This window comes from Bacillus niameyensis, assembly GCF_001375535.1.
In the GTDB taxonomy this organism is placed as follows: domain Bacteria; phylum Bacillota; class Bacilli; order Bacillales; family Bacillaceae_C; genus Lederbergia; species Lederbergia niameyensis.
In genome coordinates, this window is the sequence record NZ_LN831197.1 from 1,590,871 (window position 1) to 1,612,929 (window position 22,059).

Consider the following 22,059-nt stretch of genomic DNA (forward strand, 5'->3'; position numbering starts at 1 on the left):
TGAGACAGCTTCATATTAAGCCAACGCTTCTTCTTTTTGTAGCTGCATAGCTGGTCCAAAGAATTCAAAACGGATATTTTCCTGAGTAACACCAAGATCTTCTAATATAGTTACAACAGCTTGCAAGAATGGCACTGGTCCACATACATAGCACACTGTATTTATCTCGATTTTATCTTGCAAAAATTCTTTCGTTATATATCCTGTAAAATGATGATTTCCTTCTGAATTAAAAGGTTTTTCATATCCAAAATAATAATCACCATTCTCTAGTTCAGATATCTTTTTAGCAGCATCTTCAGCGAATGCATGGACTTCTTCGTGACGAGCAGAATGAATAAAGGATACTTTTCTTTTCGAGTTTGATTGCACAAGCGCATCAAGCATTCCCATCATTGGCGTTAGTCCGACACCACCACTTATTAGCGCAAGCGGTGCGTCCTCTTGTTCATTTAAATGAAAATCTCCTGCTGGGGCACTAACCTCAATTGTATCACCAACAAAAATTTGATTATGCAAGTAATTAGAAACTTTGCCATTTGGTTCAAACTCAGTTTCCTTTTTTACAGAAATACGGAAGTACTCTTTACCAGGTCCTGCTGAAAGACTATATTGTCGGTTCAATGTGAAGTCCTCACCAGGTATGTGAACACGAACTGTAATATATTGCCCTGGTTTATAAGAAGGAATTGCTTTACCATCCACCGGTTTTAAATAAAATGAAGTAATTACTCCGCTTTCTTGCACGCGATCGATAACGTTAAATTCTTTAAAGCCATCCCAACCGCCATTTTGTTCTTGTGCTTCTTTGTACATATTAGCTTCAATATCAATAAACACTTGGGCAATGACACCGTAAGCTTCTTTCCAAGCTTCTAGCACCTCATCTGTTGCTGCACTTCCAAGCACTTCTTTAATTGCCAGCAACAAATATTTTCCGACAATTGGATAATGTTCTGGCTTTACCCCCAATCCACGATGCTTAAAAGCAACTTGTTGGACAGCAGGAAGAAGTTCTTCAAGTCTATCGATATTCTTGGCAGCAGCATACACCATATTGGCTAGGGCCGTTTGCTGGCGTCCTTGTGATTGATTAGCATGATTAAAAATATTTAATAGTTCCGGATGATTTGAAAACATATTTTTATAAAATGCGGAAGTAATGTTGACTCCATGAACCTCTAGAGCTGGAGCAGTTGATTTCACAATCTCAATTGTCTTAATAGAGAGCGCCATTTTTTTCAAACCCCTTTAAAGGTATATTTTAAATACATCTTTAATTTATACTAATGTTTTTATAATCACAATAAGTCCTAGTAACGTTTAAAAAATCTGTCACAAAGAAGTCTATAAATGTTCACTATTTAACAAAGAGTGATTATCTTTTCTTCCATTCGATGAAATAGATATAATGAAGGTTATGGGGGTATAAAAATGCGATTAACCAATTTCACTGATTATTCATTGCGTGTACTAATTTATCTCGCCTCTAAGCCACGGGATAATTTATCTAATATAGCCGAAATTGCTGACGCCTATAATATTTCAAAAAATCATTTAACAAAAATTATTCATGAACTCGGCAAAATGGGTGTGATCACGACAATTCGTGGACGCGGGGGCGGCTTCAAACTTGCTCTCGAGCCTAAAGAAATTAATATAGGTGCTATTGTCCGGAAAACGGAGGATGATTTTAAACTTGTACCTTGTTTTGAACATGGAAAAGTTTATTGTGCTATATCTCCAGTTTGTAGTTTAAAACATGCTCTACATCGAGCATTAAATGCCTATTTACAAGTGTTAGATGAATATACACTTGCAGATTTGGTCAAAAACCCTAAAGATTATCAGGAACTACTTGGGATCACTGATAAATAGTTTGGTTGTCTTTTCTATAACTGCTAAAATATGTTATGTACTATATTTTTCATTAAAGGAGAATGAACATGGCCAATTTCCAGGAAAATCTAGAAAAATACGCAGATTTAGCTGTTAAAGTTGGAGTTAATGTCCAAAAGGGGCAAACTCTTGTTGTCAATGCTTCTATTGAAGCAGCTGAATTTGTTCGTCTTGTTGTCAAAAAGGCATATGAGACTGGAGCGAAAAACGTCGTTGTTAATTGGAACGATGACACTGTTTCCAGGTTAAAATATGACCTTGCACCTGACGAAGCATTCAATGAATACCCTATGTGGCGTGCCCGAGAAATCGAGGAATTGGCTGAACAAGGTGCAGCGTTCATGTCAATTGTTTCTTCAAGCCCTGACCTTCTTAAAGGGGTTGATGGGTCAAGAATTGCTAATTTCCAAAAAGTCGCCGGAAAAGCAATGGCGAAATATCGTCAATACATTCAATCCGATAAAGTAAGCTGGACTGTTATTGCAGCTCCATCCCAAGCTTGGGCACAGAAAGTATTCCCTGATGCTTCTAAAGAAGCGCAAGTATTTGAACTATGGGATGCGATTTTTAAAGCAACGCGGGTTGATCAAGAAGATCCTATCGCTGTTTGGAAACAACACGATGAAACTCTTCACGAAAAAGTAGATTACTTAAATGAAAAACATTACAAAAAGCTCCATTATAAAGCTCCTGGTACAGATTTAACAATCGAATTACCAGAAAAGCATATTTGGGCTGGCGCAGGAAGTATCAATGAGAGCGGAAAAGAATTTATGGCAAATATGCCAACAGAAGAAGTCTTCACTGCTCCGCAAAAAGATGGTGTCAATGGTTATATTTCAAGCACAAAGCCATTAAGCTATGCTGGTAATATCATTGATGAATTCACCATTACATTTGAAAATGGGCAAATCGTTGACGTTAAAGCAAAAGAAGGAGAAGACATCTTGAAGCAACTCGTTGAGACAGATGAAGGCGCGCGCTATCTTGGAGAAGTAGCCCTCGTACCTAACAGTTCTCCGATTTCACAATCAAATTTATTATTTTACAATACATTATTTGATGAAAATGCCTCGAACCATTTGGCAATCGGCAGTGCATATGCTTTTTGCATCGAAGGTGGAAAAGAAATGTCTCAGACAGAGTTGGCTAAAAACGGCTTAAACTCAAGTATTACTCATGTTGATTTCATGGTTGGTTCGGCTGAAATGGATATAGACGGCATTACAGAAGACGGAAAAGTGGAACCTATTTTCCGTAATGGTGAATGGGCATTTTAATCCTTATTTAAGCCCCGCATAAAAGTGCGGGGTTTTTTTATTGTATTATTGAATCATTTATCCCCATGCTATAATAAGATGGTATATAAAATGAGGTGACAAAATGGAAAACATCGAGAGAAAAGCGATGAAAGAAACATTAACGATTAAAACAAGCCATGTGTTTCCCCCAGATGCCAACCACCTCGGAACATTATTTGGCGGAAAACTTATGGCTTATATTGATGATGTCGCATCTATATCTGCAATAAAGCTAGCGCGTAATCCAGTTGTTACCGCTTCTACTGACTCAGTAGATTTTATTAAACCGATTAAAGTTGGTGATGCTGTGACATTAGAAGCGATCGTGACATGGACAGGAAGAAGTTCCATGGAAGTATTTGTAAAGGTCGTTTCCGAAAACTTGTTATCTGGCGAAAAATCAATAGCCGCTCTTTCCTTTTTAACGTTCGTAGCGATCGATGAAAACGGGAAACCTACCCCTGTACCTGAAGTCGTTCCAGAAACAGATGAAGAAAAATGGTTACATAAAACAGCTAGCAAACGTGCAGCATACCGCAAAACCCGGAAGCAAGAAAGCAAAGATTTAGTTACCTTTTTTGCTCATGGACTAAGTAAATAATCATTGAGAGTTCTTGTAGCATTTAGCAGAAGAACTCTCTTTCTATTTGTATTTCTCCGATTTCCTTTTACTGCTTCTAGAAGACTCTTCGGATTTTTTCTACCCGAAAAATTGATAATTTGCTTCACCAGAACTTGTATTTTGTGTACTTTTTTCAAAATATCTCCAAACAGTAACATTTTTACAGACTGATTAAGTTTTGTTGACAGAGAATTGTCCGCTTTTTATAAAGAGCCAATTATGATAGGATGTTCGAGCATTTTACATTGTAACATACAGAGATTTTCCAATATTCTCCACAAGCGCGATCCCAGATATTTGTCTATACTAGTAAAAAACTGTCTATTAATTTGTGATTCTGGTAAAGGAATGGTGATTGTATGTTTTCAAATACTGAAATTGGAATAGATTTAGGTACTGCTAATATTCTTGTTTATACAAAAAACAAGGGAATTATATTAAATGAGCCATCCGTTGTAGCTGTGCAAACTAGTAATAAGCAAGCACTTGCGGTAGGTTCAGAAGCTAAAAGTATGATTGGTAAAACTCCTGGAAGCATTGTTGCTGTTCGGCCACTTCGAGACGGTGTTATTGCTGATTTCGATATAACGAGTCAACTATTAAAAGAAATTATGAAAAAGGCATCTAAAACATTAGGATTCTCTTTAAGAAAACCTGATGTAGTAGTTTGTACGCCTTCAGGAGCGACTTCCGTTGAAAGGCGTGCCATTCATGATGCCGTTAAAACTTGTGGAGCCAAAAATGTTTACCTAATCGAAGAGCCTGTTGCAGCTGCGATTGGGGCTGATCTTCCAGTCGAAGAACCAGTGGGAAATGTCATCGTCGATATTGGTGGAGGTACGACTGAGGTTGCGATTATTTCCTATGGAGGAGTCGTAACAAGTCGTACAGTTCGCATCGGTGGTGATTTATTTGATGAAAATATCATTCAGGAAGTCCGGAAGAAATATAATGTACTCATTGGTGAGTCTACAGCAGAGAGATTAAAAATAGAAATCGGTTATGCCCTAATTGATCATGAAGAAAAGTTCATGGAAATACGCGGTCGAGATTTAGTTACTGGGCTACCTAAAACTGTTACTTTAAGTTCCTATGAAGTTCAAAGTGCTTTAAAAGAATCTTTACTGCATATTTTAGAAGCAATTCGAGCTACTCTAGAAAAGTCTCCAGCTGAACTAAGTGGTGACATTGTCGAACGAGGCGTTGTGATTACTGGCGGTGGAGCACTTCTCAACGGAATGCAAGAGTGGCTTAGCAAAGAAATTGATGTTCCAGTTCATCTTGCTCCCCACCCACTAGAATCAGTAGCCATCGGGACAGGAAGATCCTTGCACTTTATCAAAAAGCTTATGCCTGTTTCTAAATAATCCGGTCTCGTGGCGCTTTTATTCAAAAAAAGCATGGCATAGTGCCACGAGAACCGATCTCGTGTCTCAATAAAAACTTTTGCATAAATACACAAACTAGTTTTATATGGGACTTAAATTATTTAATATTTCGGTTGTAAAAGTTTTTTACGTTATAAACCAGTCAACAAACGTGTAACAATGACCTGACAGCATGAAAAAACCCTGGGGCTCCCCAGGGTTTAAACTTACTCACTATCAGAAATGTTTGTTACATTCTTCTTGCTGTTGCGAACTTCCTCTGTTAATTGCTCGATACTGCCCCGAACATTATTTTTACCGGATAAGTTCTCTAGTAGTTCTTTTACATCAATGCCAGCAGATGCTTTCAAAGATTCCTGCATTGTTGACATGAGATTAGTAGCATAGCCTGTTACTTTATTGGCACCACCTTCACCGCTTGAACCAGTGTCAACAACAGTAATTTTATCGATATTACCAAGCGGCGCAGCAACTTGTTTCGCATATTCAGGAAGCATTTTCAAGACCATGTCGAGAATAGCGGCCTGACCGAATTGTTCGAAAGCTTCTGCCACTTTTTGTTTAGCTTCTGCTTCCGCAATACCTTTCAAACGAATAACTTCGGCTTCAGCTTCCCCTTGTGCACGTTGGGAATCGGCTTTTGCTTGACCGTCCAAGCGAACGCGCTCAGCATCTGCTTTTGCAGTGGCTTCAACACGGTATTGATGGGCATCCGCTTCCGCCATTTGTTTCATTTTCTCAGCATTAGCAGACTGTTCTACTGCGTAGCGATCAGCGTCAGCTTTCTTCTTAACTTCGGAATCGTATTGGCGCTCACGACGCAAAATTTCCTTTTCTTCCAATTCGATTTGCTTTTGACGCTCGATAATTTTAATTTGCATTTCATGCTCGGTTACTTCTTGTTTAGCACGAGCAGTTTCAAGATCATAGGCTTGGTCGGCACTTGCTCGAGCAATATCTTGCTCACGACGATATTCCGCCATTTTTAATTGATTCATTTTTTCTGCTTCAGCAATTTCAGTTGCACGCTCAAGCTCTGCCTTTTTCGCATCCTTAGCAGCTTCAGCACGTTTAATTCTTGTTTCTTTATCCGCTTCTGCGGTAGCGATATCTGCATCTCTTTTTACTTGAGCAATCCGCGGTTTACCTAATGAATCTAGATAACCATTTTTATCACGAACTTCTTTAATCGTAAATGACACGATGACAAGACCCATCTTCGCTAAATCTTGGGAAGCAACACGTTGAACTTCCTGAGAAAATTTATCACGATTTTTATAAATTTCTTCAACTGTCATTGAACCGAGGATGGAACGTAGATGCCCTTCTAGTACTTCTTTAGCTTCAATTTCCCTGTCCTCTTTCGATTTCCCTAAAAATTGTTCGGCCGCAGTTGCAATTTCTCCGATAGAACCGCCAATTTTGATAATCGCTGTACCATCAGCCATAACTGGTACACCTTGCTCCGTATACACTTCAGGAGTCGTAACTTCTAGTTTACTAGATAATAGACTTAAAGGTTCGGCCTGTTGGAAGACTGGCAATACGAAGGTACCGCCACCACGGATAATTTTAATTTTATTCCCCGCTTCATCGGTATGGACATTTTTCCCACCTAAATAGCTTCCTGTAACGATTAGAGCTTCGTCAGGTCCAGCAGTCCGATATTTCGATACGAAAACACCAATTAGTGCAATTAATATGAAAGCAACAATTGCAATAACAATCCAAATTCCAAATTCAGCTAGCATACAAACATCCTCCTTTTTCTACTTAAAACTAGGTTGGTAGGGGGTTACATATAACACACCGTCTTTTACTTCAATCACAAGGACTTCTTTCCCCTCTTCAATCGGTGTATCTTCAAAGCTTGCTGCAGGCTTGGAAATCATCCCGCTGTAACTTTCAATGACGACTTCTCCAAAACCTTGCTGTGGTATTGAAACAATCGTTTTTCCTACTCGACCTTCCAATGACTTTTCAGTATAACTAAGCGACTGCTCCGCTGACTTCATCGGTACTAATACAAAAATATTTAATAGAAGATCTAGAAGTGCGGCCATGAAAACGGCAATGATCATAATGATGATGGAATGAAGACTTGTCACTTTTTCGAGAATAAATCCTCCTGCTGAAAAAAAAGTAATGAAGGCCAATATTAAAACAGGGTTTAAAAAAGGACTTATTTCATCTGCTCCCTCTAAAACATCTCCGAAAAACAAATACAGTATCGTTGCGACTCCGGAGATAATGAGCAAAATGAGGTAGATTGTTTCAATCGGATAACCAAACAATGTCATATTCATCACTCACTTTACATTGTTATGTGAAAGAACAATGTCCGCCAATCACCGCCCCTCTTTTGTAACTTATATACGGAAGAACTAGGTGAATGGTTTCAAAAAACAATCAACAATTTTTTATATAAGCGGATCGCTGTCCTTCTTTATATTTATTATACTATTTAATCAATTCCATTGCCTGCTTTTTAATGAAATTCTAAAGAAACAGGAAGCTTCCTAATAAAGCTTCCTGCCTTAATTGAATCATGATCGAATGAAAAATGCGTTTGTTTCTCCAATCGTTTGCTCCCGCTTACATACGCTTGCCATTACATAAACAAATAGTGTATCACAGAAAGCAATGACAAATCTTGCAGTGTATCCTCGTTTCTTCCAGACATAAAAAAATCCTCCTTAATGTAGCCATTAAAGGAGAAGGTTCATAAACTTTAAAATGAAAAAAGCCACATCGCGATCGATATGGCTGGATATTTTTCATCCATAGTTTTTTATAGAGGGTTAATCGCTATGAACCTCTCCCAATGGGGCCTATTTAGTTACTACCGTAATGATAAGGAGTTATTTAAATATCGTCAATAAGAAAAAAAACTTTTGTTTACTCCAATAGTTTTATAAAATAAAAATAGAAAGGGTGAAGTAAATGTCATTATTATCAGAAATACTGGATTACAATAAGTATTTTACAGAGGAAAAATTATATGAGGAATATTCCACAACAAAATTCCCAGATAAAAAAATGGTGATTTTCACCTGTATGGATACCCGTCTAGTTGAGCTGTTACATAAAGCCATGAATACTAAAAATGGCGATGTTAAAGTTGTTAAAAATGCCGGGGCTGTGCTCACTCATCCATTTGGTAGTATTATGCGGAGTATACTTGTAGCCGTATACGAACTACAAGCTGATGAAGTTTATGTCATTGGCCATCACGATTGCGGGATGAGCGCTCTGAAAAGCGATGTCATGATAGAAGATATGAAAAAACGTGGCATACCTCAGGAAACAATTGACATAATTACTAATTCTGGAGTTAATTTGCACGAGTGGCTTGAGGGCTTCAATAGCGTTGAAGAAAGTGTAAGCCACAGTGTCAATATGATTCGAAACCATCCGCTCATGGATAAAAAAGTTCCAGTCCATGGACTTGTTATTGACCCAGAAACAGGAAAGCTTGATTTAGTAAGTAGCGGTTATTCTGAATAAAATGAAACGAAGACCGAAGCAAAATAAGCTTCGGTCTTCTTATTATTCCCTACAACCTTCATTCGGATTTTTTTCCTTCGTGTCTTTCTTTTGACTCTGAAGTTCATAAAATTTGGCGGCATTTACATCGCCAAGTTCCATACCAAATTCTTCTTTAAATGGTTGACCCTTTTCTTTCTTCTTCATTAAGATCTACCCTTCCGTCCTTTTTGCGAATTACGATTTGCTCGCTTCATAGGATCTTCCCCAGCAGCAAATTCAGCCGTAAAATCGGACTCTTCAATATTCTTTGCCGGAGTTTTTGTGTATTTTTCTACAGCATTATGTTCAGCTTTGCGTTTGGCCAAAGTAAATTGCCTCCCTCTATAAATTTATGCAAGCTTAGTTTGACCAATAGAGTCATCAATATTTTTCCTTTTTCTGTATATTTTTATACAGGTTAAAGGTCTCCTCTTTTAATCCAAGATATCCTTTCAAGTATAAAACCTAGTCTGTGATACACTCTAATAATTAGAAGCAGTGTTTTTCAACATATATTCAAGCCGAGTGAAGGTGTAGAACTATGGACTTTCCAACAATTCATACAAACTTTTGGGATGCAGTCATAGCTATCCCAGTAGTGATGATACTTACCCAAGGATTAAAAGTTTTTTTGAAAATCCCAAAGCAATATATTCCTACCATTGCATTAGCTCTAGGGCTAATTATTTCCATTTTTATTAGCCACCGTAACGATCTAATCGCTGGTATTTTTATGGGATGGTTTTATGGATATGCTGCAATAGGCTCTTATGCTTCACTGAAAACAACGGTTTTAGCATATAGGGGGCAGAAGGAACTATGATGAATAACAAATCTTCCGTTTCCAAGACTCGCTTATTAATAACAGTTTTCGGAAAAATTACTTCACTTTTGTCCTTGAGACTCCTGATCTGAGACATTTCTTGCTATATCCCTTCGTATTTGTCTTTGAGATATCCTTTCAGAGACATTTTCGGGAAAATTACTTCTCTTTTGTCCCTGAGAATCTTGATCAGAGACATTTTTTGCTATATCCCTTCGTATTTGTCTTTGAGATACCCTTTCAAAGACATTTTTGGGAAAATTACTTCTCTTTTGTCTCTGAGACTCCTGATCTGAGACATTTTTTGCTATATCCCTTCGTATTTGTCTTTGAGATACCCTTTCAAAGACATTTTCGGGAAAATTACTTCTCTTTTGTCTCTGAGACTCCTGATCACAGACATTTCTTGCTATATCCCTTCGTATTTGTCTTTGAGATACCCTTTCAGAGATATTTTCAACAGTATTACCTTCTGTTTTTTGTCTAAGCGACACGCTATCTAATACATTCCTTACAAAAAGTTCCCCTATTTTGTCGTCAAGAGACTCTCATGCGCAGGTTAGTTTCTGTACTCATAAAAATCGAAAACGCTCAATTGGCTACGTCCGCCCAAATTTCTGTTTTATTATCACAAAAAATACCCTCCTTCGAAATTCTTATTAAGAACTAACGAAGAAGGGTATGAATGGTTTCCTTATTTTCAAGCTTCAAAACCGTAAGATTCCTAATATCCGATCAATTACCACAACATCGTGCAAACGTTGATATACCGAACTTTGACGGCCCCGACAGGAATCGAACCTGTGACGCACGGTTTAGGAAACCGACGCTCTATCCTCTGAGCTACGGAGCCATAATTTAGACATGAATTAAAATACCTTTTCAATTATAATACAAAGTTCCTTTGATTAAAAGTATTAAATCCGATATAATTTATTTAGTAGCTTTTATAATTGTAAATCATTCATATAAAGACCGATAATTAATACTTGGTCTTTTCAATAATAAATCTTAAAGGGGGATTTATACAATGCAATGGGGAATAGTATTAGGACTAGTTGTCGTCTTAGGATTTGTTGCCTCTTTCCTAATGTATTTTATTAGTGGTGCTTTAAAAACTAAGGATTCTAGTAAAATCGATGAGGTACCTTCCAATCATTTTAGCACAAAATAATTTTAACGATCATCTCCTGCTTGTTTATGGGAGATGATTTTTTTATGTTTACTTTTTCGGGTGTAGGGGAAAAATGAGTATCATAATAGGTCGGGTTTATGTCATATACTTCATTAGATAAGGAGGGATTCACGTATGCAGTGGGGAGTTACAGTCGGTATTCTCGTAGTTGTTGCTTTCGTTGCCTCTTTTCTTGTGTATTTCCTTCGAGGTCCCCTCAATAGTCAGGATGCTCATAAAGTAGATAAACCTCCAAAGGATTCAGATTAGTTTATAAATAGCCTCCCAAGTGGAAGGCTATTATTTTTTTAATATAAACCAGAAATACTAGAGCCCTTCGATTGACCAATGCGTATTCACACATTTTTTATATTCTTTATGAAACTTTTGATATAACTTTCCCTCTTTACCTGGAAACAGCTTCTTTCCGAGCTTATAAACGGGGACAATTTCCTGTATCGAATTAGTAAAAAAGATTTCTTGGGCGACATTTAAAGCAGAGGCTGAAAATAGATCTTCCTGTAAATTAATTCCAAGCCGTTTCGCCATAGTAATCAGCCATTTTCGCGTAATTCCATTTAAAATACCCGTCTCAAGTGAAGGCGTATAAAGCACATCGTCCTGCACCCAAAATAGATTTGAAGTAATCCCCTCTGCTAAAAATCCTTCCTTAGTGAGAAAAATTCCTTCCTTTTGGGTATCTGACCCAATTTCTCTTTTTGCTGCAACATTATTAAAAAAGTGATGCGATTTTAAACGATGGATTGTTTCAGGTGTGTTCCGCGGTATTGAAACTATAACCGCCTCTTTCTCTTGATTCGGTTGAGTTGGGGCAAGACTTTTTTGAAACATAATTATCGTTGGTCCATCATAAGGGGCTGTTTGCAGACCGATTTCTCCGATTCCCGCTGATACATTAAAGCGAATATATGAATCCGGAAGGCCATTTAGTTCTACTAAACGACCGATTATTTCCATTACCTCATTACGATGAAACTCTTTCATGATGCCCAATTCTTGTAATCCTTTATTTAATCTTTCTAAATGATCATCTAATAAAAATGGGTGACATTTGTAAGTCCGAAATGTTTCAAAAACACCAAGACCATATAAATATCCGTGATCAAAAGGAGAAATTACGGCTTCCTCTTTTCTGATATACTGACCGTTTACATAAATGTACATTTTAACTTACTTCCTTACGATACATTTCAATAAAGTTTCGTAGTAATTCCATCCCAGATTCAGTCATTATCGATTCAGGGTGAAATTGGACACCTTCTATCGGATATTCTTTGTGCCTTAATGCCATAATTTCCCCACCTGGTGTTCGCGCCGATATTAATAGACATTCCGGAAAATTTATTTTATCAACAATTAATGAATGATATCTCGTCGCATTAAATGGACTAGGCAACCCTGAAAAAATCGTCTCCCCGTCGTGTAAAACAGGCGAAGTTTTTCCATGCATTAGCCTCTCTGCACCTATTACTTTCCCACCGAAAACTTGAGCAATGGCTTGATGTCCTAGACAAACTCCAAGTATTGGAATATGCCCTGCAAAACGTTCAATAACTTCAAGAGAAATCCCTGCTTCATTTGGGGTGCATGGTCCAGGTGAAATCACGATATAATCTGGGGACATCTCTTCGATTTCTTCAAGAGTAATCGTATCATTACGCTTCACTTCAATTTGTTCACCTAGTTCTCCAAAATATTGAACAAGATTATATGTAAAGGAATCATAATTATCAATCATAAGAATCAATCGTTTCGCCCCCTCTTCTCAACTGCTTCCAAAGCTCGCCAGAGAGCCTCTGCCTTTTTCAATGATTCTTGATATTCAGATTCTGGATTTGAATCAATGACAATTCCCGCTCCAGCTTGAACATGACACATTTCATTTTGAACAAGCATTGTACGAATGACGATATTTAATTCTAAATCGTTATTAAAACCAATCCATCCTAGAGATCCCGTGTAAATCCCTCGTTTAACAGGTTCCAACTCTTCAATAATTTCAAGTGTGCGAATTTTCGGAGCTCCTGTAATCGTTCCACCGGGAAAGACTGCCTCTATAAGATCAACTGGACTCTTTTCCTCTGCCAGTTTCCCACTCACATGCGAAACAATATGCATAACATGGGAATATTTTTCAACTGTCATAAACTCATCTACCTGCACGGTTCCAAATTGACAAACACGACCAAGATCATTCCGTTCTAGGTCAACAAGCATAATATGCTCCGCTCGCTCTTTTTCATTTTCAATCAATTCATTGGCAAGTTTTATATCTTCTTGGTCATCCAGTCCACGAGGTCTCGTTCCAGCGATTGGTCTTGTGCTTACAAGGGTACCATCCTTTTTAATCAATAATTCTGGCGATCCAGAAACAATTTGAAATTCTGGAGTATGAACATACCCCATATATGGCGATGGATTTAACTTACGCAATTCTTTATAAACTTCAATTGGACGTGCTGGACTTTTCCGGGATTGGCGTACAGATAAATTAACTTGAAAAACATCGCCTGCTTTAATATAAGCTTGAGTCTTTTGAACAGCTTCAATAAATTTCTCTTCCGTAAAAGAAACGTGCAATTCTTGATTTATTGGGAGATCGACTATTGGCACTTCCTGCTCACTTTCAGCAGTTAGCCATTGCTTTTTTAAGTTTGCCAACTTTTCGTTTGCCCCGTCTCGATTTAAAACCATAAACCACAAGCAATTTTTTTCATGATCAAAAACAACCCATTCGTCAAAAGCAAGAAAGTAAATTACTGGTAACTGTAAATCATCGGCAGCTAAGTCTGGCAAATCCTCAATGAATTGACCATAATCATAACTAATATAACCAATCACACCGCCTTGAAAATCCGGGAGATTGGGCTGACGTGGAAACGAGAATTGACTCATCCAGTTCTCCAGCTCAGCTAACGGCTCCCCTATAAAAAAGCTCTCTTGATCCCCTTGGCTTATTTTAATCCCTTCCGAGTCACCGCTAATCACAGCAAACGGTCGTAATCCAGCAATACTATAACGGCCCGCTCGCCCGCTCTCTAATAAAATATGGTGTTCCAAATTCTCCGATAAAGCGAAATACTTCTCAAAAAATGCTTCATTTGAAAAAACATGTTTTTCATATAAAATTGGCTTTTCCACAACATCACCTATTCAATTAATTCTAGGAAACTATCATTTGTTTTATGATCTTATTTAAAGAATGGGTTCCCATTGATTCGATAATGAGAGAGAAATCTTTAAAATCTAAATCCTTCGTTACCGGGTTAGGAACAATCACACATGGTATGCCAGCTCGTTTTGCTGCAGTTGCACCGTTTAAAGAATCTTCAAACACAATCGCTTCTTCAGGTTGTATTTGGAATTCATCTAATGTTTTTAAATATAGCTCAGGATCAGGCTTAATATTTTCCACATCATCTCTTGTTTTTATAGATTCGAAGTAATCGATTATTTCAAATTTCTTTAGAAATGGAATAACCCACCTTGTACTTGAACTAGTTGCGAGACCAATCCTTAATCCCAATTCCTTTGCTTCGTCTAAAAACTCTTTAACACCTTCACGAATCGTTATTTCAGCTACTTTTTCTTTATGTAAAGCAGCAGCCGTCTTATTAATTACATCAATACTAGCAGTATCTTTTAATTGCTCTTTCATATACTCATGAAAGAGTGAATCATGCGTTCCGATAATTTGCGCAAAAACTTCTAAAGGAAGTTCTACTTGATACTGAGCTAGAACTTCCTTGTAGCATTCATACCAAAGCGTTTCGGTATCCAAAATAAGACCATCGAAATCGAAAATAACTGCCTTAATCATTTAGTTTATCCCCTTTTCGCTTGTTTGTTCTCCACCAACTGTCCCTTATAGATTCGTCTTTGTTGAATTTCTAATTGAAGTTTTTTACTAAACTTTTTAAGTTCACGTTCTTCCCTTGGTGTCACAAAAGAGATAACAGTACCGGTTGCTCCCATTCTTCCAGTTCTTCCTGAGCGATGGATATACTGTTCCAAATCCTCAGGAAAATCATAATGAATAACATGAGTAAGCCCCTCAATATCTAGCCCTCGGGCTGCGATATCAGTTGCAAGTAATATATTTATGTCCCCATTTCGTAAAGACGTCAAAGCCTTCTCTCTCTGCTGCTTAGTTAAATCGCTATGAAGGGCTTCCACCGCTATTCCTTCATACCTTAATTTCTCTAGCAGGACATTCATATTCCCTACACTTCTAGCAAAAACAAGAGCACGAACAGATTTCATAGCCGCTATCTTTTGAAGAAGTTTCGAGCGCTCGCGTGTTTCACAAACTAAATAATAATGCTGAACTTTATTTGCTAAGCTAGTGTCTTGCCTACTAATTTTTATAGTTTCTGCTTCTCTTCCAATCATTGCTTTGATCTGATCATGCTCTTTTAATGGCGTAGCGGAAAATAACAACAGCTGTCGATCGTTCAAGGCGGATTTCACAATCGTTCGAACCGTATCTAAATGTTCAGCCACTAGTAATTGATCACCTTCATCAAGTACAATCGATTGAACTTCATGCATTTTTAGCTTTTTTAACTTGATTAATTCCAGAACTCGTCCTGGAGTGCCGACAATAATTTGCGGCCGCTCTTTTAATTTATCCAATTGCCGCTTTATATTGGCTCCGCCAACTAATGATGCACTCTTTATATTTGTACCTGCTATCCAGTTTTGAATCTCCTGAAAGATTTGCATTACTAATTCACGCGATGGTGCCAGAATGACAGCTTGTAACCCTTTTGACTCTACATTGATTTTATTTATAATCGGAAGTAGATAAGCGATTGTTTTACCGGTACCAGTTGGGGACTCAGCAATTACGTCTTTTCCTTCCAGAATAAGGGGGATCGCCGATTTTTGAATAGCCGTTGCTGTTTCAAATCCTCTTTCCTGCCATTTTTTTTGCAAATCCAATTTTAAGTTTGTTAAAAAATGGTCATTTTCTCTTTGCATATTTTTTCCTCGTTTCTTTTAAAGTGAAACTTCAATCAGTGGAGCTGTTTTATCCTTTACTGATTGTTAGTTGAACCAATCGGGCTTTTACGGGATAACTATCTGCCTTAATCATACTATACTCCCATCGAAGAAAGAAATTTCTTATGTATATAAAGCTAATCTGAATAATTCCTTTCATTTCCAAAACATGGTACCATATTGAATGCATGAAAAGGAAAGGTGAAACTTCATTCAGTGAATATGCTGATAGTAAAATGCTGAATAAAGGGGTATACCAATGAAAAATAAGCGTTTTGAGAATATGGATAAAAATGCGACAGTTTCTACTTTTAAAGATTTGCTCCAGTGGAGAAAAGAGAGAAAACAAAAAAAGAAATCTCTTTCTTATCAAGTTCCTGTTGTAAAGGAACCAGAAGTTAACTTTTTAACCCATAACAAGACTACCTCAACTATTACGTGGATTGGACACTCCACTTTTTTCATCCAATTAAATGGTAAAAATATTATAACCGATCCTGTTTGGGCTATTAGAATGGGTGCCGAAAAGCGGCTAACACCACCCGGACTCCCTATTGATCAATTACCGCCAATCGATTATGTCTTTATATCCCATAGTCATTATGACCATCTACATTATTCATCTATTAGAAAATTAAAAGGCGATCCGACCTTTTTTGTACCTATTGGATTAGGAGTTTGGTTTAGAAGGAAAGGATTTAGTAATGTTGTCGAATGTAAATGGTGGGATGAGCAAGTAGTTGATGGTCTTAAAATTCATTTTGTTCCGGCACAACATTGGACAAAACGAACTTTGACCGATACAAATCGTTCCCACTGGGGTGGATGGGTTATCGTAGGGGAAAAGACAGTTTATTTTGCTGGTGATAGTGGTTATTTCAAGGGTTTTTCCGAAATTGGTAAGCGCTATAATATTGACTACTGCTTAATGCCAATTGGGGCCTACGAACCTGAATGGTTCATGTCCAATCAACACGTCAATCCCGAAGAGGCTGTACAGGCTTATATAGATACAGGAGCGAATTCGATGATTCCGATGCATTATGGAGCATATATGCTAGCCGATGATACACCAAAAGAGGCATTGGATCGCTTGCTCGCAGAGTGGACAAAGCGTGAACTTCCGAAAAATGAATTAAAGATTATGAAGATTGGTGAAACGTTAAAAATATAAAAGAGATTCCGAATGATGTTTCCATATTCGGAATCTTGGGGCATATATTCTGATTTTTGAGCATTTATCTAAGTTCATTCATATTTTCTAAAAACTTAAAGTCTTTATGTTCACAAAATCAATTGAGTGTATTTTCCCTATTCTCCCAAATGAGGAGCCCTGCGAAGTTTTGTTGCCTGCTCATAAGCATAGGCAATTTTTAATAAAACTTCCTCGCTATACGCTGTACCTGAAAAGGAGATTCCGAATGGTTCACCGTTTGGTATATAGCCGGTTGGAACAATGACGGTTGGGTATCCTGCTTTGGCCGCGATACCAGAGCCACGATCTCCGCCAAACATAATCGCATCAAGTTGATTTTCTTTTAATGCATAATCTATTCCTTGTTCTCTCGCTAAATATTGATCTCGCTCTAATATGTGCAAATATTCAGCCTCGACAAGGGACCCGCTTGTTTCTTCAGATGCAACTAAAAGCTTTTGATCGTATTTCAACATCTTCTCAGGATGTTTATTATTATAAGAAATTAAATCAGCTAGCGATCTAATGGAATTAGAAGAAGCCGTTTTCCCTAAATAGGCATTCAAATTCGGCTTAAATTCATATGTCAATATTTCGAGCCCCCAGCTTTCTGTTGCTGATGGAATTTCAATATTTTCTATGATTTCAGCCCCAAGCTCACGTAAAACTCTAAGTGCTTCCTCCATCATCGCTAGTTTATGTTTACTCATTCGATCAGTAAATGGTTCCCCCGCAATTCCAATTCGAAAACCGGTCAAGCTTGTTCCCTTTAGCTCACTTGCATAATCATATCCTTCTATAAGAGGTATCGTTCCTGTTGCAGGGTCTTTTTCATCAAAACCTGCGATAAATGACAAGAGGTGGGCTGCGTCCCTCACCGATCTTGCCATCGGTCCTGGAGTATCTTGACTATGAGAAATAGGAATGACTCCGCTTCTACTAACAAGACCTACTGTAGGTTTAATCCCGACTAAAGAATTTTTCAAAGATGGGTTCAAAATCGATCCCGACGTTTCCGTTCCGATCGCCGCAGCTGCAAAATTGCTAGCGATTGCTGCTCCAGATCCAGAACTTGATCCTCCAACATCAAATGGTCCATACGGATTAAGTGTTTGTCCACCTCTTGAGCTATATCCGCTGGGCATACCAAACGTCATAAAGTTTGCCCATTCCGTCATATTTGTTTTTCCAAGTAAAATTGCTCCAGCTTTCCGAAGTTTTGCAGCTACAAAAGAATCCGCAGTCGCATAATGATCTGCAAGTGCCAATGATCCTGCTGATGTATGCATTTTATCTCCAGTATCGAGATTGTCTTTTAATAAAATGGGGATTCCATGAAGAACACTTCTAGGTCCTTTCTTTTTCCTCTCTAGATCGAGCGCTGCTGCAATATGCAAGGCATCTGGATTTATTTCAAGAATAGAATGGATCTTTTTATCATATGTAGCTATCCGACACAAATACATTTGAACAAGCTCTACTGATGTCCATTCACCATTGGTAAGTTTTTGCTGTATTTGGTCAATCGTAATATCAAGCAGTTCATCATTTCCATCTAACTTAGAGTTTTTCACAGCTTTTCCCTCCTCTTCCTAAATCCAATCTACTACTATATTCATTATTTTTCTACAATGAATTATTTATTTTCTAAAAATTCTTGTCTCTTCATATTTGTTTAACTATGGGTAGAGATACAATTCGATTGGCAAATCCACTTTTTAAGTAGCTCTGCTTTTTTAATTCGATACCATTGCTGAACTTTGGGCAATATAAAAAAGACTAAAATAGACTGAGGTGCTCAAGATGAAAGCAGTAACATATCAAGGTCCAAAAAACATTGTAGTCAAACAAATGCCTGATCCTAAAATAGAGCAAAAGGATGATATTATAGTCCGGATTACATCGACAGCGATTTGCGGTTCCGATCTACACTTATATCAGGGAAATATGAGATTAAAGGATGATTATATTATCGGGCATGAACCAATGGGAATTGTTGAAGAAGTCGGACCTGGCGTTTCCAAAGTAAAAAAAGGAGATAGAGTTGTCATCCCATTCAACATTTCCTGTGGACAATGCTTTTATTGTCAGAATCAAATGGAAAGCCAGTGTGATGAGTCAAATCCACATTTAGATACAGGGGGATATTTTGGTTATTCGGAAATGTTCGGTGATTATGCCGGGGGACAAGCCGAATATTTACGAGTTCCATATGGTAATTTCGTTCCCTTTGTTGTTCCAGAATCATGTGAATTAGAAGATGAAGCATTACTCTTTCTTTCCGATGTTCTTCCTACAGCATATTGGAGCGTTGAAAGTGCAGGTGTTAAAGAGGGAGACACTGTGGTAATTTTAGGTTGTGGACCAGTTGGACTGATGACACAAAAGTTCGCTTGGATGAAAGGCGCAAAACGAGTGATTGCTGTGGATCATTTAGAATATCGACTAAATCACGCTAAAAAGACAAATAAAGTGGAAACATTTGACTTTAGCCACCTTGACGACACTGGTGCCTTTTTGCATGAGATTACAAAAGGTGGAGCCGATATTGTCATCGATTGTGTTGGAATGGATGGTAAAAAGAATCCGATTGAAAAAATTGGGCAGAAAATGAAACTTCAAGGTGGAACAATGAGTGCAATCAATATTGCTTCAAAAGCAGTCCGTAAGTTTGGAACGATCCAATTAACTGGAGTCTATGGATCAAATTATAACCTTTTTCCACTTGGAGAATTTTTCACTAGGAACATTACATTAAAGATGGGGCAAGCACCTGTCATTCATTACATGCCTAAGCTTTATGAGAAAATCACCAAAGAGGAATTTGATCCTACCGAGATTATAACTCATCGAATTTCTCTTGATGAAGCTGCGCATGGATACCATATTTTTAACGAACATGAAGATGAATGTATAAAAGTCGTCTTAAAAACGTCATAAAAATAAGGAGTGTTGACTCAACTCAACACTCCTTATTTCTACCAGTTTTCAATTTCCGGTCGTTCTTCTTTGGCATTGCCTTTTTTGGAAGAACGCCTTTTAAGTTCCGCTTCCACTTCTTCAAGAGCAATCCCTTGGTCAGCTAGTAATACAAGACAATGATAAATTAAATCACTGCTTTCATTAATGACCTCTTCTTTATCACCATTCTTTGCACCAATTACTACTTCGCCAGCTTCTTCAATTAATTTCTTTGCAATTTTATCGATCCCTTTTTCAAATAAATAAGTCGTATAGGACCCGGCGACAGGTGTGTTTTTTTTCTCCTTAATTTCTTCCATTAAACTCGCATAAATAGTTGAGGAAGGTATTGAAGTCGATTCATCGCGATAAATTTCATTATAAAAACAAGAAGTTTCTCCAGTGTGACAAGCAGGACCAAGTGGTTGGACTCTAACCAATATAGTGTCTTGATCACAATCTAAACTGATCGATTTCACAATCTGTTTATTGCCCGATGTTGCTCCTTTATTCCAATATTCTTTACGTGAGCGGGAATAGAACCAGGTTTCTTTCGTTTCCAATGTTCGTTCATAGGCAGTTTCATCCATATAGGCAAGCATGAGAACTTCACCAGTATGATCATCGACTATGACCGCGGGTATAAGCCCTTGAGAGAAATTAGGCTTCACTAACATCGACTCCTCGCTCCTTGCACAGCACTTTCACTTCTTCAATACTAGTTGAATTTTCGTGGAAGATAGATGCTGCTAATGCCGCGGCCACATTAGTCTTTTCAAACACTTCAACAATATGTTCCGCATTTCCGCAGCCACCTGAAGCAATGACTGGAATCTTCACTGCCTCTACCACAGCTTGAGTCAATTCCAAATCATAACCATCTTTAACTCCATCCTTATCAACACTTGTAAGCAGGATGGAGCCTGCCCCAAGTTCCTCTACCTTTTTGGACCAGTCAATCGCATCCAAACTAGCATCTTTTAACCCTCCACGAGTCATAACATGCCAAGACCCATCTGGAAAAAGCTTAGCATCGACCGCAGCAACAATTCGATCCGAGCCAAATTGTTCTGCAGCTTCTTTAATAAAATTTGGATTTTCAACTGCTGCGGAATTAATTCCAACTTTATTAGCACCAGCTGCTAAAATTTTCTTTATATCTTCAATTGTGCGAATTCCTCCGCCAACTGTAAATGGAACTGTTGCTTTTTCGGCTACCCTTTTAACGACATCAACTAATGTATCTCTTTCTTCAGTTGTCGCAGAAATATCGAGAAATACTAATTCATCAGCTCCATTTTTACAATAAGATTCGGCCATTTCAACAGGATCTCCCATCGTGCGTAAACCTTCAAAATTAATACCTTTGACAACCTTGCCATCTTTAAAATCCAAACAAGGTATGATTTTTTTTGTTGTCATTTGAATTCATCCCCTTAATTTGACTGTACCTTCATACATGGCCTTTCCTACGATGGCTTCTTTAATCCCAATTTCTGCAATCGCAGCAAGATCTGCTTGATTTCTAATTCCTCCAGATGCGACAATCTCACAATCTACAGCATCGTGAATCTTCTTTAATTGTTCAAGATTAGGGCCTTGCATCGTTCCATCCTTAGAAATATCCGTAAAAACAATTCGCTTTACACCAAGTTGCTCCATCGATTTAGCAAATTCAATATAATCAACTTCTGTTTCCGATTCCCATCCTCTTGTCGCGACTTTCTCGTTGCGAGCATCAATGCCAATTACAATCTGTTCAGAATAATGTTCAAGCGCTTGTTTCAAGAAAGCTTCATCTTCCAATGCAGCAGTCCCGATCACAATACGAGATACTCCTGCCTCCACATACGCTTTTACTGTTTCGATTGTGCGAATTCCCCCACCTACTTGAATAGGAACTGTCGAATTTTGCGATAACTTAGCAATTAATTCATATTGTTCAGGATTTCCTGAACGTGCACCATCCAAATCAACAATATGGATAATTTCAGCACCGTCGCGGATAAATGTTTGGAGCTGTGATTGAGGGTCGCTCCCCACTTGTGTCGTTTGATTGAAATCTCCTTGATAAAGCCTTACACATTTTCCATTAATTAAATCCATTGCAGGTAAAATTTTCATTTCCAGCCCCCTAAACATT

The 22,059-nt window shown here is 37.9% G+C and carries 24 protein-coding genes, 1 tRNA gene and 1 riboswitch; of the genes, 10 read left to right on the top strand and 15 right to left on the bottom strand.

The genetic code is table 11. From position 1 onward, the window contains the following. Positions 1-15: 15 nt before the first annotated feature. Positions 16-1,236, bottom strand: coding sequence for an NO-inducible flavohemoprotein (gene hmpA, locus BN1243_RS07845; protein WP_062105710.1), 1,221 nt, complete (start codon positions 1,234-1,236; stop codon positions 16-18). A 198-nt stretch (positions 1,237-1,434) separates the two neighbouring features. On the opposite strand from hmpA, the gene BN1243_RS07850 reads away from it, so the two are divergent. The 4 genes from BN1243_RS07850 to mreBH all read left to right on the top strand — a co-directional run bounded on the left by BN1243_RS07850 (position 1,435) and on the right by mreBH (position 5,189). After that, positions 1,435-1,878: an RrF2 family transcriptional regulator gene (locus BN1243_RS07850; protein WP_062105712.1), complete on the top strand. Its 444-nt coding sequence runs from the start codon at positions 1,435-1,437 to the stop codon at positions 1,876-1,878. A gap of 68 nt (positions 1,879-1,946) precedes the next feature. Further along, positions 1,947-3,179 carry an aminopeptidase gene (locus BN1243_RS07855; RefSeq protein WP_062105714.1) on the top strand — a complete coding sequence of 411 codons (1,233 nt, stop codon included), beginning with the start codon at positions 1,947-1,949 and terminating at the stop codon, positions 3,177-3,179. Positions 3,180-3,282: 103 nt separating this feature from the next. Beyond that, positions 3,283-3,801 (top strand): acyl-CoA thioesterase, encoded by a 519-nt coding sequence (locus tag BN1243_RS07860; protein ID WP_062105716.1) that lies wholly within the window; start codon positions 3,283-3,285, stop codon positions 3,799-3,801. Positions 3,802-4,181: 380 nt separating this feature from the next. Continuing rightward, the gene (gene mreBH / locus BN1243_RS07865) at positions 4,182-5,189 is read left to right on the top strand and encodes a rod-share determining protein MreBH (protein WP_062105718.1); all 1,008 of its coding nucleotides are present in this window, start codon (positions 4,182-4,184) and stop codon (positions 5,187-5,189) included. Positions 5,190-5,416: 227 nt separating this feature from the next. Here mreBH and BN1243_RS07870 read toward each other — a convergent pair whose 3' ends face one another. Next, the gene (locus BN1243_RS07870; RefSeq protein ID WP_062105720.1) at positions 5,417-6,961 is read right to left on the bottom strand and encodes a flotillin family protein; all 1,545 of its coding nucleotides are present in this window, start codon (positions 6,959-6,961) and stop codon (positions 5,417-5,419) included. Positions 6,962-6,979: 18 nt separating this feature from the next. Next, a complete protein-coding gene (locus tag BN1243_RS07875; protein ID WP_062105723.1) occupies positions 6,980-7,510 on the bottom strand; it encodes an NfeD family membrane protein in 531 nt (176 codons plus the stop codon). Between the two features lie 477 nt (positions 7,511-7,987). Further along, positions 7,988-8,035, bottom strand: a riboswitch (PreQ1 riboswitch). Between the two features lie 118 nt (positions 8,036-8,153). Between BN1243_RS07875 and BN1243_RS07880 the strand changes: the two genes are divergently transcribed. After that, a complete protein-coding gene (locus BN1243_RS07880; RefSeq protein WP_062105725.1) occupies positions 8,154-8,717 on the top strand; it encodes a beta-class carbonic anhydrase in 564 nt (187 codons plus the stop codon). A gap of 42 nt (positions 8,718-8,759) precedes the next feature. On the opposite strand, the gene BN1243_RS22295 is transcribed toward BN1243_RS07880, so the two are convergent. Both BN1243_RS22295 and BN1243_RS22300 read right to left on the bottom strand, forming a co-directional pair. Then, positions 8,760-8,903 carry a hypothetical protein gene (locus tag BN1243_RS22295; protein WP_195892085.1) on the bottom strand — a complete coding sequence of 48 codons (144 nt, stop codon included), beginning with the start codon at positions 8,901-8,903 and terminating at the stop codon, positions 8,760-8,762. Beyond that, a complete protein-coding gene (locus BN1243_RS22300; RefSeq protein WP_195892086.1) occupies positions 8,903-9,064 on the bottom strand; it encodes a hypothetical protein in 162 nt (53 codons plus the stop codon). Before BN1243_RS22300 ends, BN1243_RS22295 begins: the two co-directional genes overlap by 1 nt. A 215-nt stretch (positions 9,065-9,279) precedes the next feature. Between BN1243_RS22300 and BN1243_RS07885 the strand changes: the two genes are divergently transcribed. Beyond that, positions 9,280-9,561 (top strand): hypothetical protein, encoded by a 282-nt coding sequence (locus tag BN1243_RS07885; RefSeq protein WP_062105727.1) that lies wholly within the window; start codon positions 9,280-9,282, stop codon positions 9,559-9,561. 780 nt (positions 9,562-10,341) lie between these two features. On the opposite strand, the gene BN1243_RS07895 is transcribed toward BN1243_RS07885, so the two are convergent. Then, positions 10,342-10,414: transfer RNA gene (locus BN1243_RS07895), tRNA-Arg, on the bottom strand. A 177-nt stretch (positions 10,415-10,591) separates the two neighbouring features. Between BN1243_RS07895 and BN1243_RS22040 the strand changes: the two genes are divergently transcribed. Both BN1243_RS22040 and BN1243_RS22840 read left to right on the top strand, forming a co-directional pair. Next, positions 10,592-10,735, top strand: a complete 144-nt coding sequence (locus tag BN1243_RS22040; RefSeq protein WP_154669823.1) for a hypothetical protein — start codon at positions 10,592-10,594, stop codon at positions 10,733-10,735. 135 nt (positions 10,736-10,870) lie between these two features. Further along, on the top strand, positions 10,871-11,005 hold the full coding sequence (locus BN1243_RS22840; RefSeq protein WP_268258065.1) for a hypothetical protein: 135 nt from the start codon (positions 10,871-10,873) through the stop codon (positions 11,003-11,005). Positions 11,006-11,062: 57 nt separating this feature from the next. Here the strand turns inward: BN1243_RS22840 and pabC are convergent, their stop codons facing one another. The 5 genes from pabC to BN1243_RS07920 are packed head-to-tail and all read right to left on the bottom strand — an operon-like array spanning position 11,063 to position 15,739. Then, positions 11,063-11,920 (bottom strand): aminodeoxychorismate lyase, encoded by an 858-nt coding sequence (gene pabC / locus BN1243_RS07900; protein ID WP_062105731.1) that lies wholly within the window; start codon positions 11,918-11,920, stop codon positions 11,063-11,065. 1 nt (position 11,921) lies between these two features. Next, on the bottom strand, positions 11,922-12,503 hold the full coding sequence (gene pabA, locus BN1243_RS07905; RefSeq protein ID WP_062105733.1) for an aminodeoxychorismate/anthranilate synthase component II: 582 nt from the start codon (positions 12,501-12,503) through the stop codon (positions 11,922-11,924). Next, positions 12,500-13,897: an aminodeoxychorismate synthase component I gene (gene pabB / locus BN1243_RS07910; RefSeq protein ID WP_062105734.1), complete on the bottom strand. Its 1,398-nt coding sequence runs from the start codon at positions 13,895-13,897 to the stop codon at positions 12,500-12,502. Before pabB ends, pabA begins: the two co-directional genes overlap by 4 nt. 22 nt (positions 13,898-13,919) lie before the next feature. Beyond that, positions 13,920-14,576, bottom strand: a complete 657-nt coding sequence (locus BN1243_RS07915; RefSeq protein WP_195892087.1) for an HAD family hydrolase — start codon at positions 14,574-14,576, stop codon at positions 13,920-13,922. Between the two features lie 5 nt (positions 14,577-14,581). Further along, a complete protein-coding gene (locus tag BN1243_RS07920; protein WP_062105736.1) occupies positions 14,582-15,739 on the bottom strand; it encodes a DEAD/DEAH box helicase in 1,158 nt (385 codons plus the stop codon). Between the two features lie 280 nt (positions 15,740-16,019). Here BN1243_RS07920 and BN1243_RS07925 point away from each other — a divergent pair, with 280 nt between their 5' ends. Next, the gene (locus tag BN1243_RS07925) at positions 16,020-16,934 is read left to right on the top strand and encodes an MBL fold metallo-hydrolase (RefSeq protein WP_062105738.1); all 915 of its coding nucleotides are present in this window, start codon (positions 16,020-16,022) and stop codon (positions 16,932-16,934) included. Positions 16,935-17,071: 137 nt separating this feature from the next. On the opposite strand, the gene BN1243_RS07930 is transcribed toward BN1243_RS07925, so the two are convergent. Further along, the gene (locus BN1243_RS07930) at positions 17,072-18,529 is read right to left on the bottom strand and encodes an amidase family protein (protein ID WP_062105740.1); all 1,458 of its coding nucleotides are present in this window, start codon (positions 18,527-18,529) and stop codon (positions 17,072-17,074) included. A gap of 229 nt (positions 18,530-18,758) precedes the next feature. Between BN1243_RS07930 and BN1243_RS07935 the strand changes: the two genes are divergently transcribed. Next, the gene (locus BN1243_RS07935; RefSeq protein WP_062105742.1) at positions 18,759-19,895 is read left to right on the top strand and encodes a zinc-dependent alcohol dehydrogenase; all 1,137 of its coding nucleotides are present in this window, start codon (positions 18,759-18,761) and stop codon (positions 19,893-19,895) included. A gap of 38 nt (positions 19,896-19,933) precedes the next feature. Here the strand turns inward: BN1243_RS07935 and hisIE are convergent, their stop codons facing one another. From hisIE to hisA, 3 genes are read right to left on the bottom strand one after another with little or no spacing between them, the layout of a single operon-like run. After that, entirely contained in the window at positions 19,934-20,587 is a 654-nt protein-coding gene (gene hisIE / locus BN1243_RS07940; RefSeq protein WP_062110496.1) for a bifunctional phosphoribosyl-AMP cyclohydrolase/phosphoribosyl-ATP diphosphatase HisIE, read from the bottom strand. Beyond that, the gene (hisF, locus tag BN1243_RS07945; RefSeq protein WP_062105744.1) at positions 20,577-21,338 is read right to left on the bottom strand and encodes an imidazole glycerol phosphate synthase subunit HisF; all 762 of its coding nucleotides are present in this window, start codon (positions 21,336-21,338) and stop codon (positions 20,577-20,579) included. Before hisF ends, hisIE begins: the two co-directional genes overlap by 11 nt. Positions 21,339-21,344: 6 nt before the next feature. Then, the gene (gene hisA / locus BN1243_RS07950) at positions 21,345-22,040 is read right to left on the bottom strand and encodes a 1-(5-phosphoribosyl)-5-[(5-phosphoribosylamino)methylideneamino]imidazole-4-carboxamide isomerase (protein ID WP_062105746.1); all 696 of its coding nucleotides are present in this window, start codon (positions 22,038-22,040) and stop codon (positions 21,345-21,347) included. Positions 22,041-22,059 lie beyond the last annotated feature (19 nt).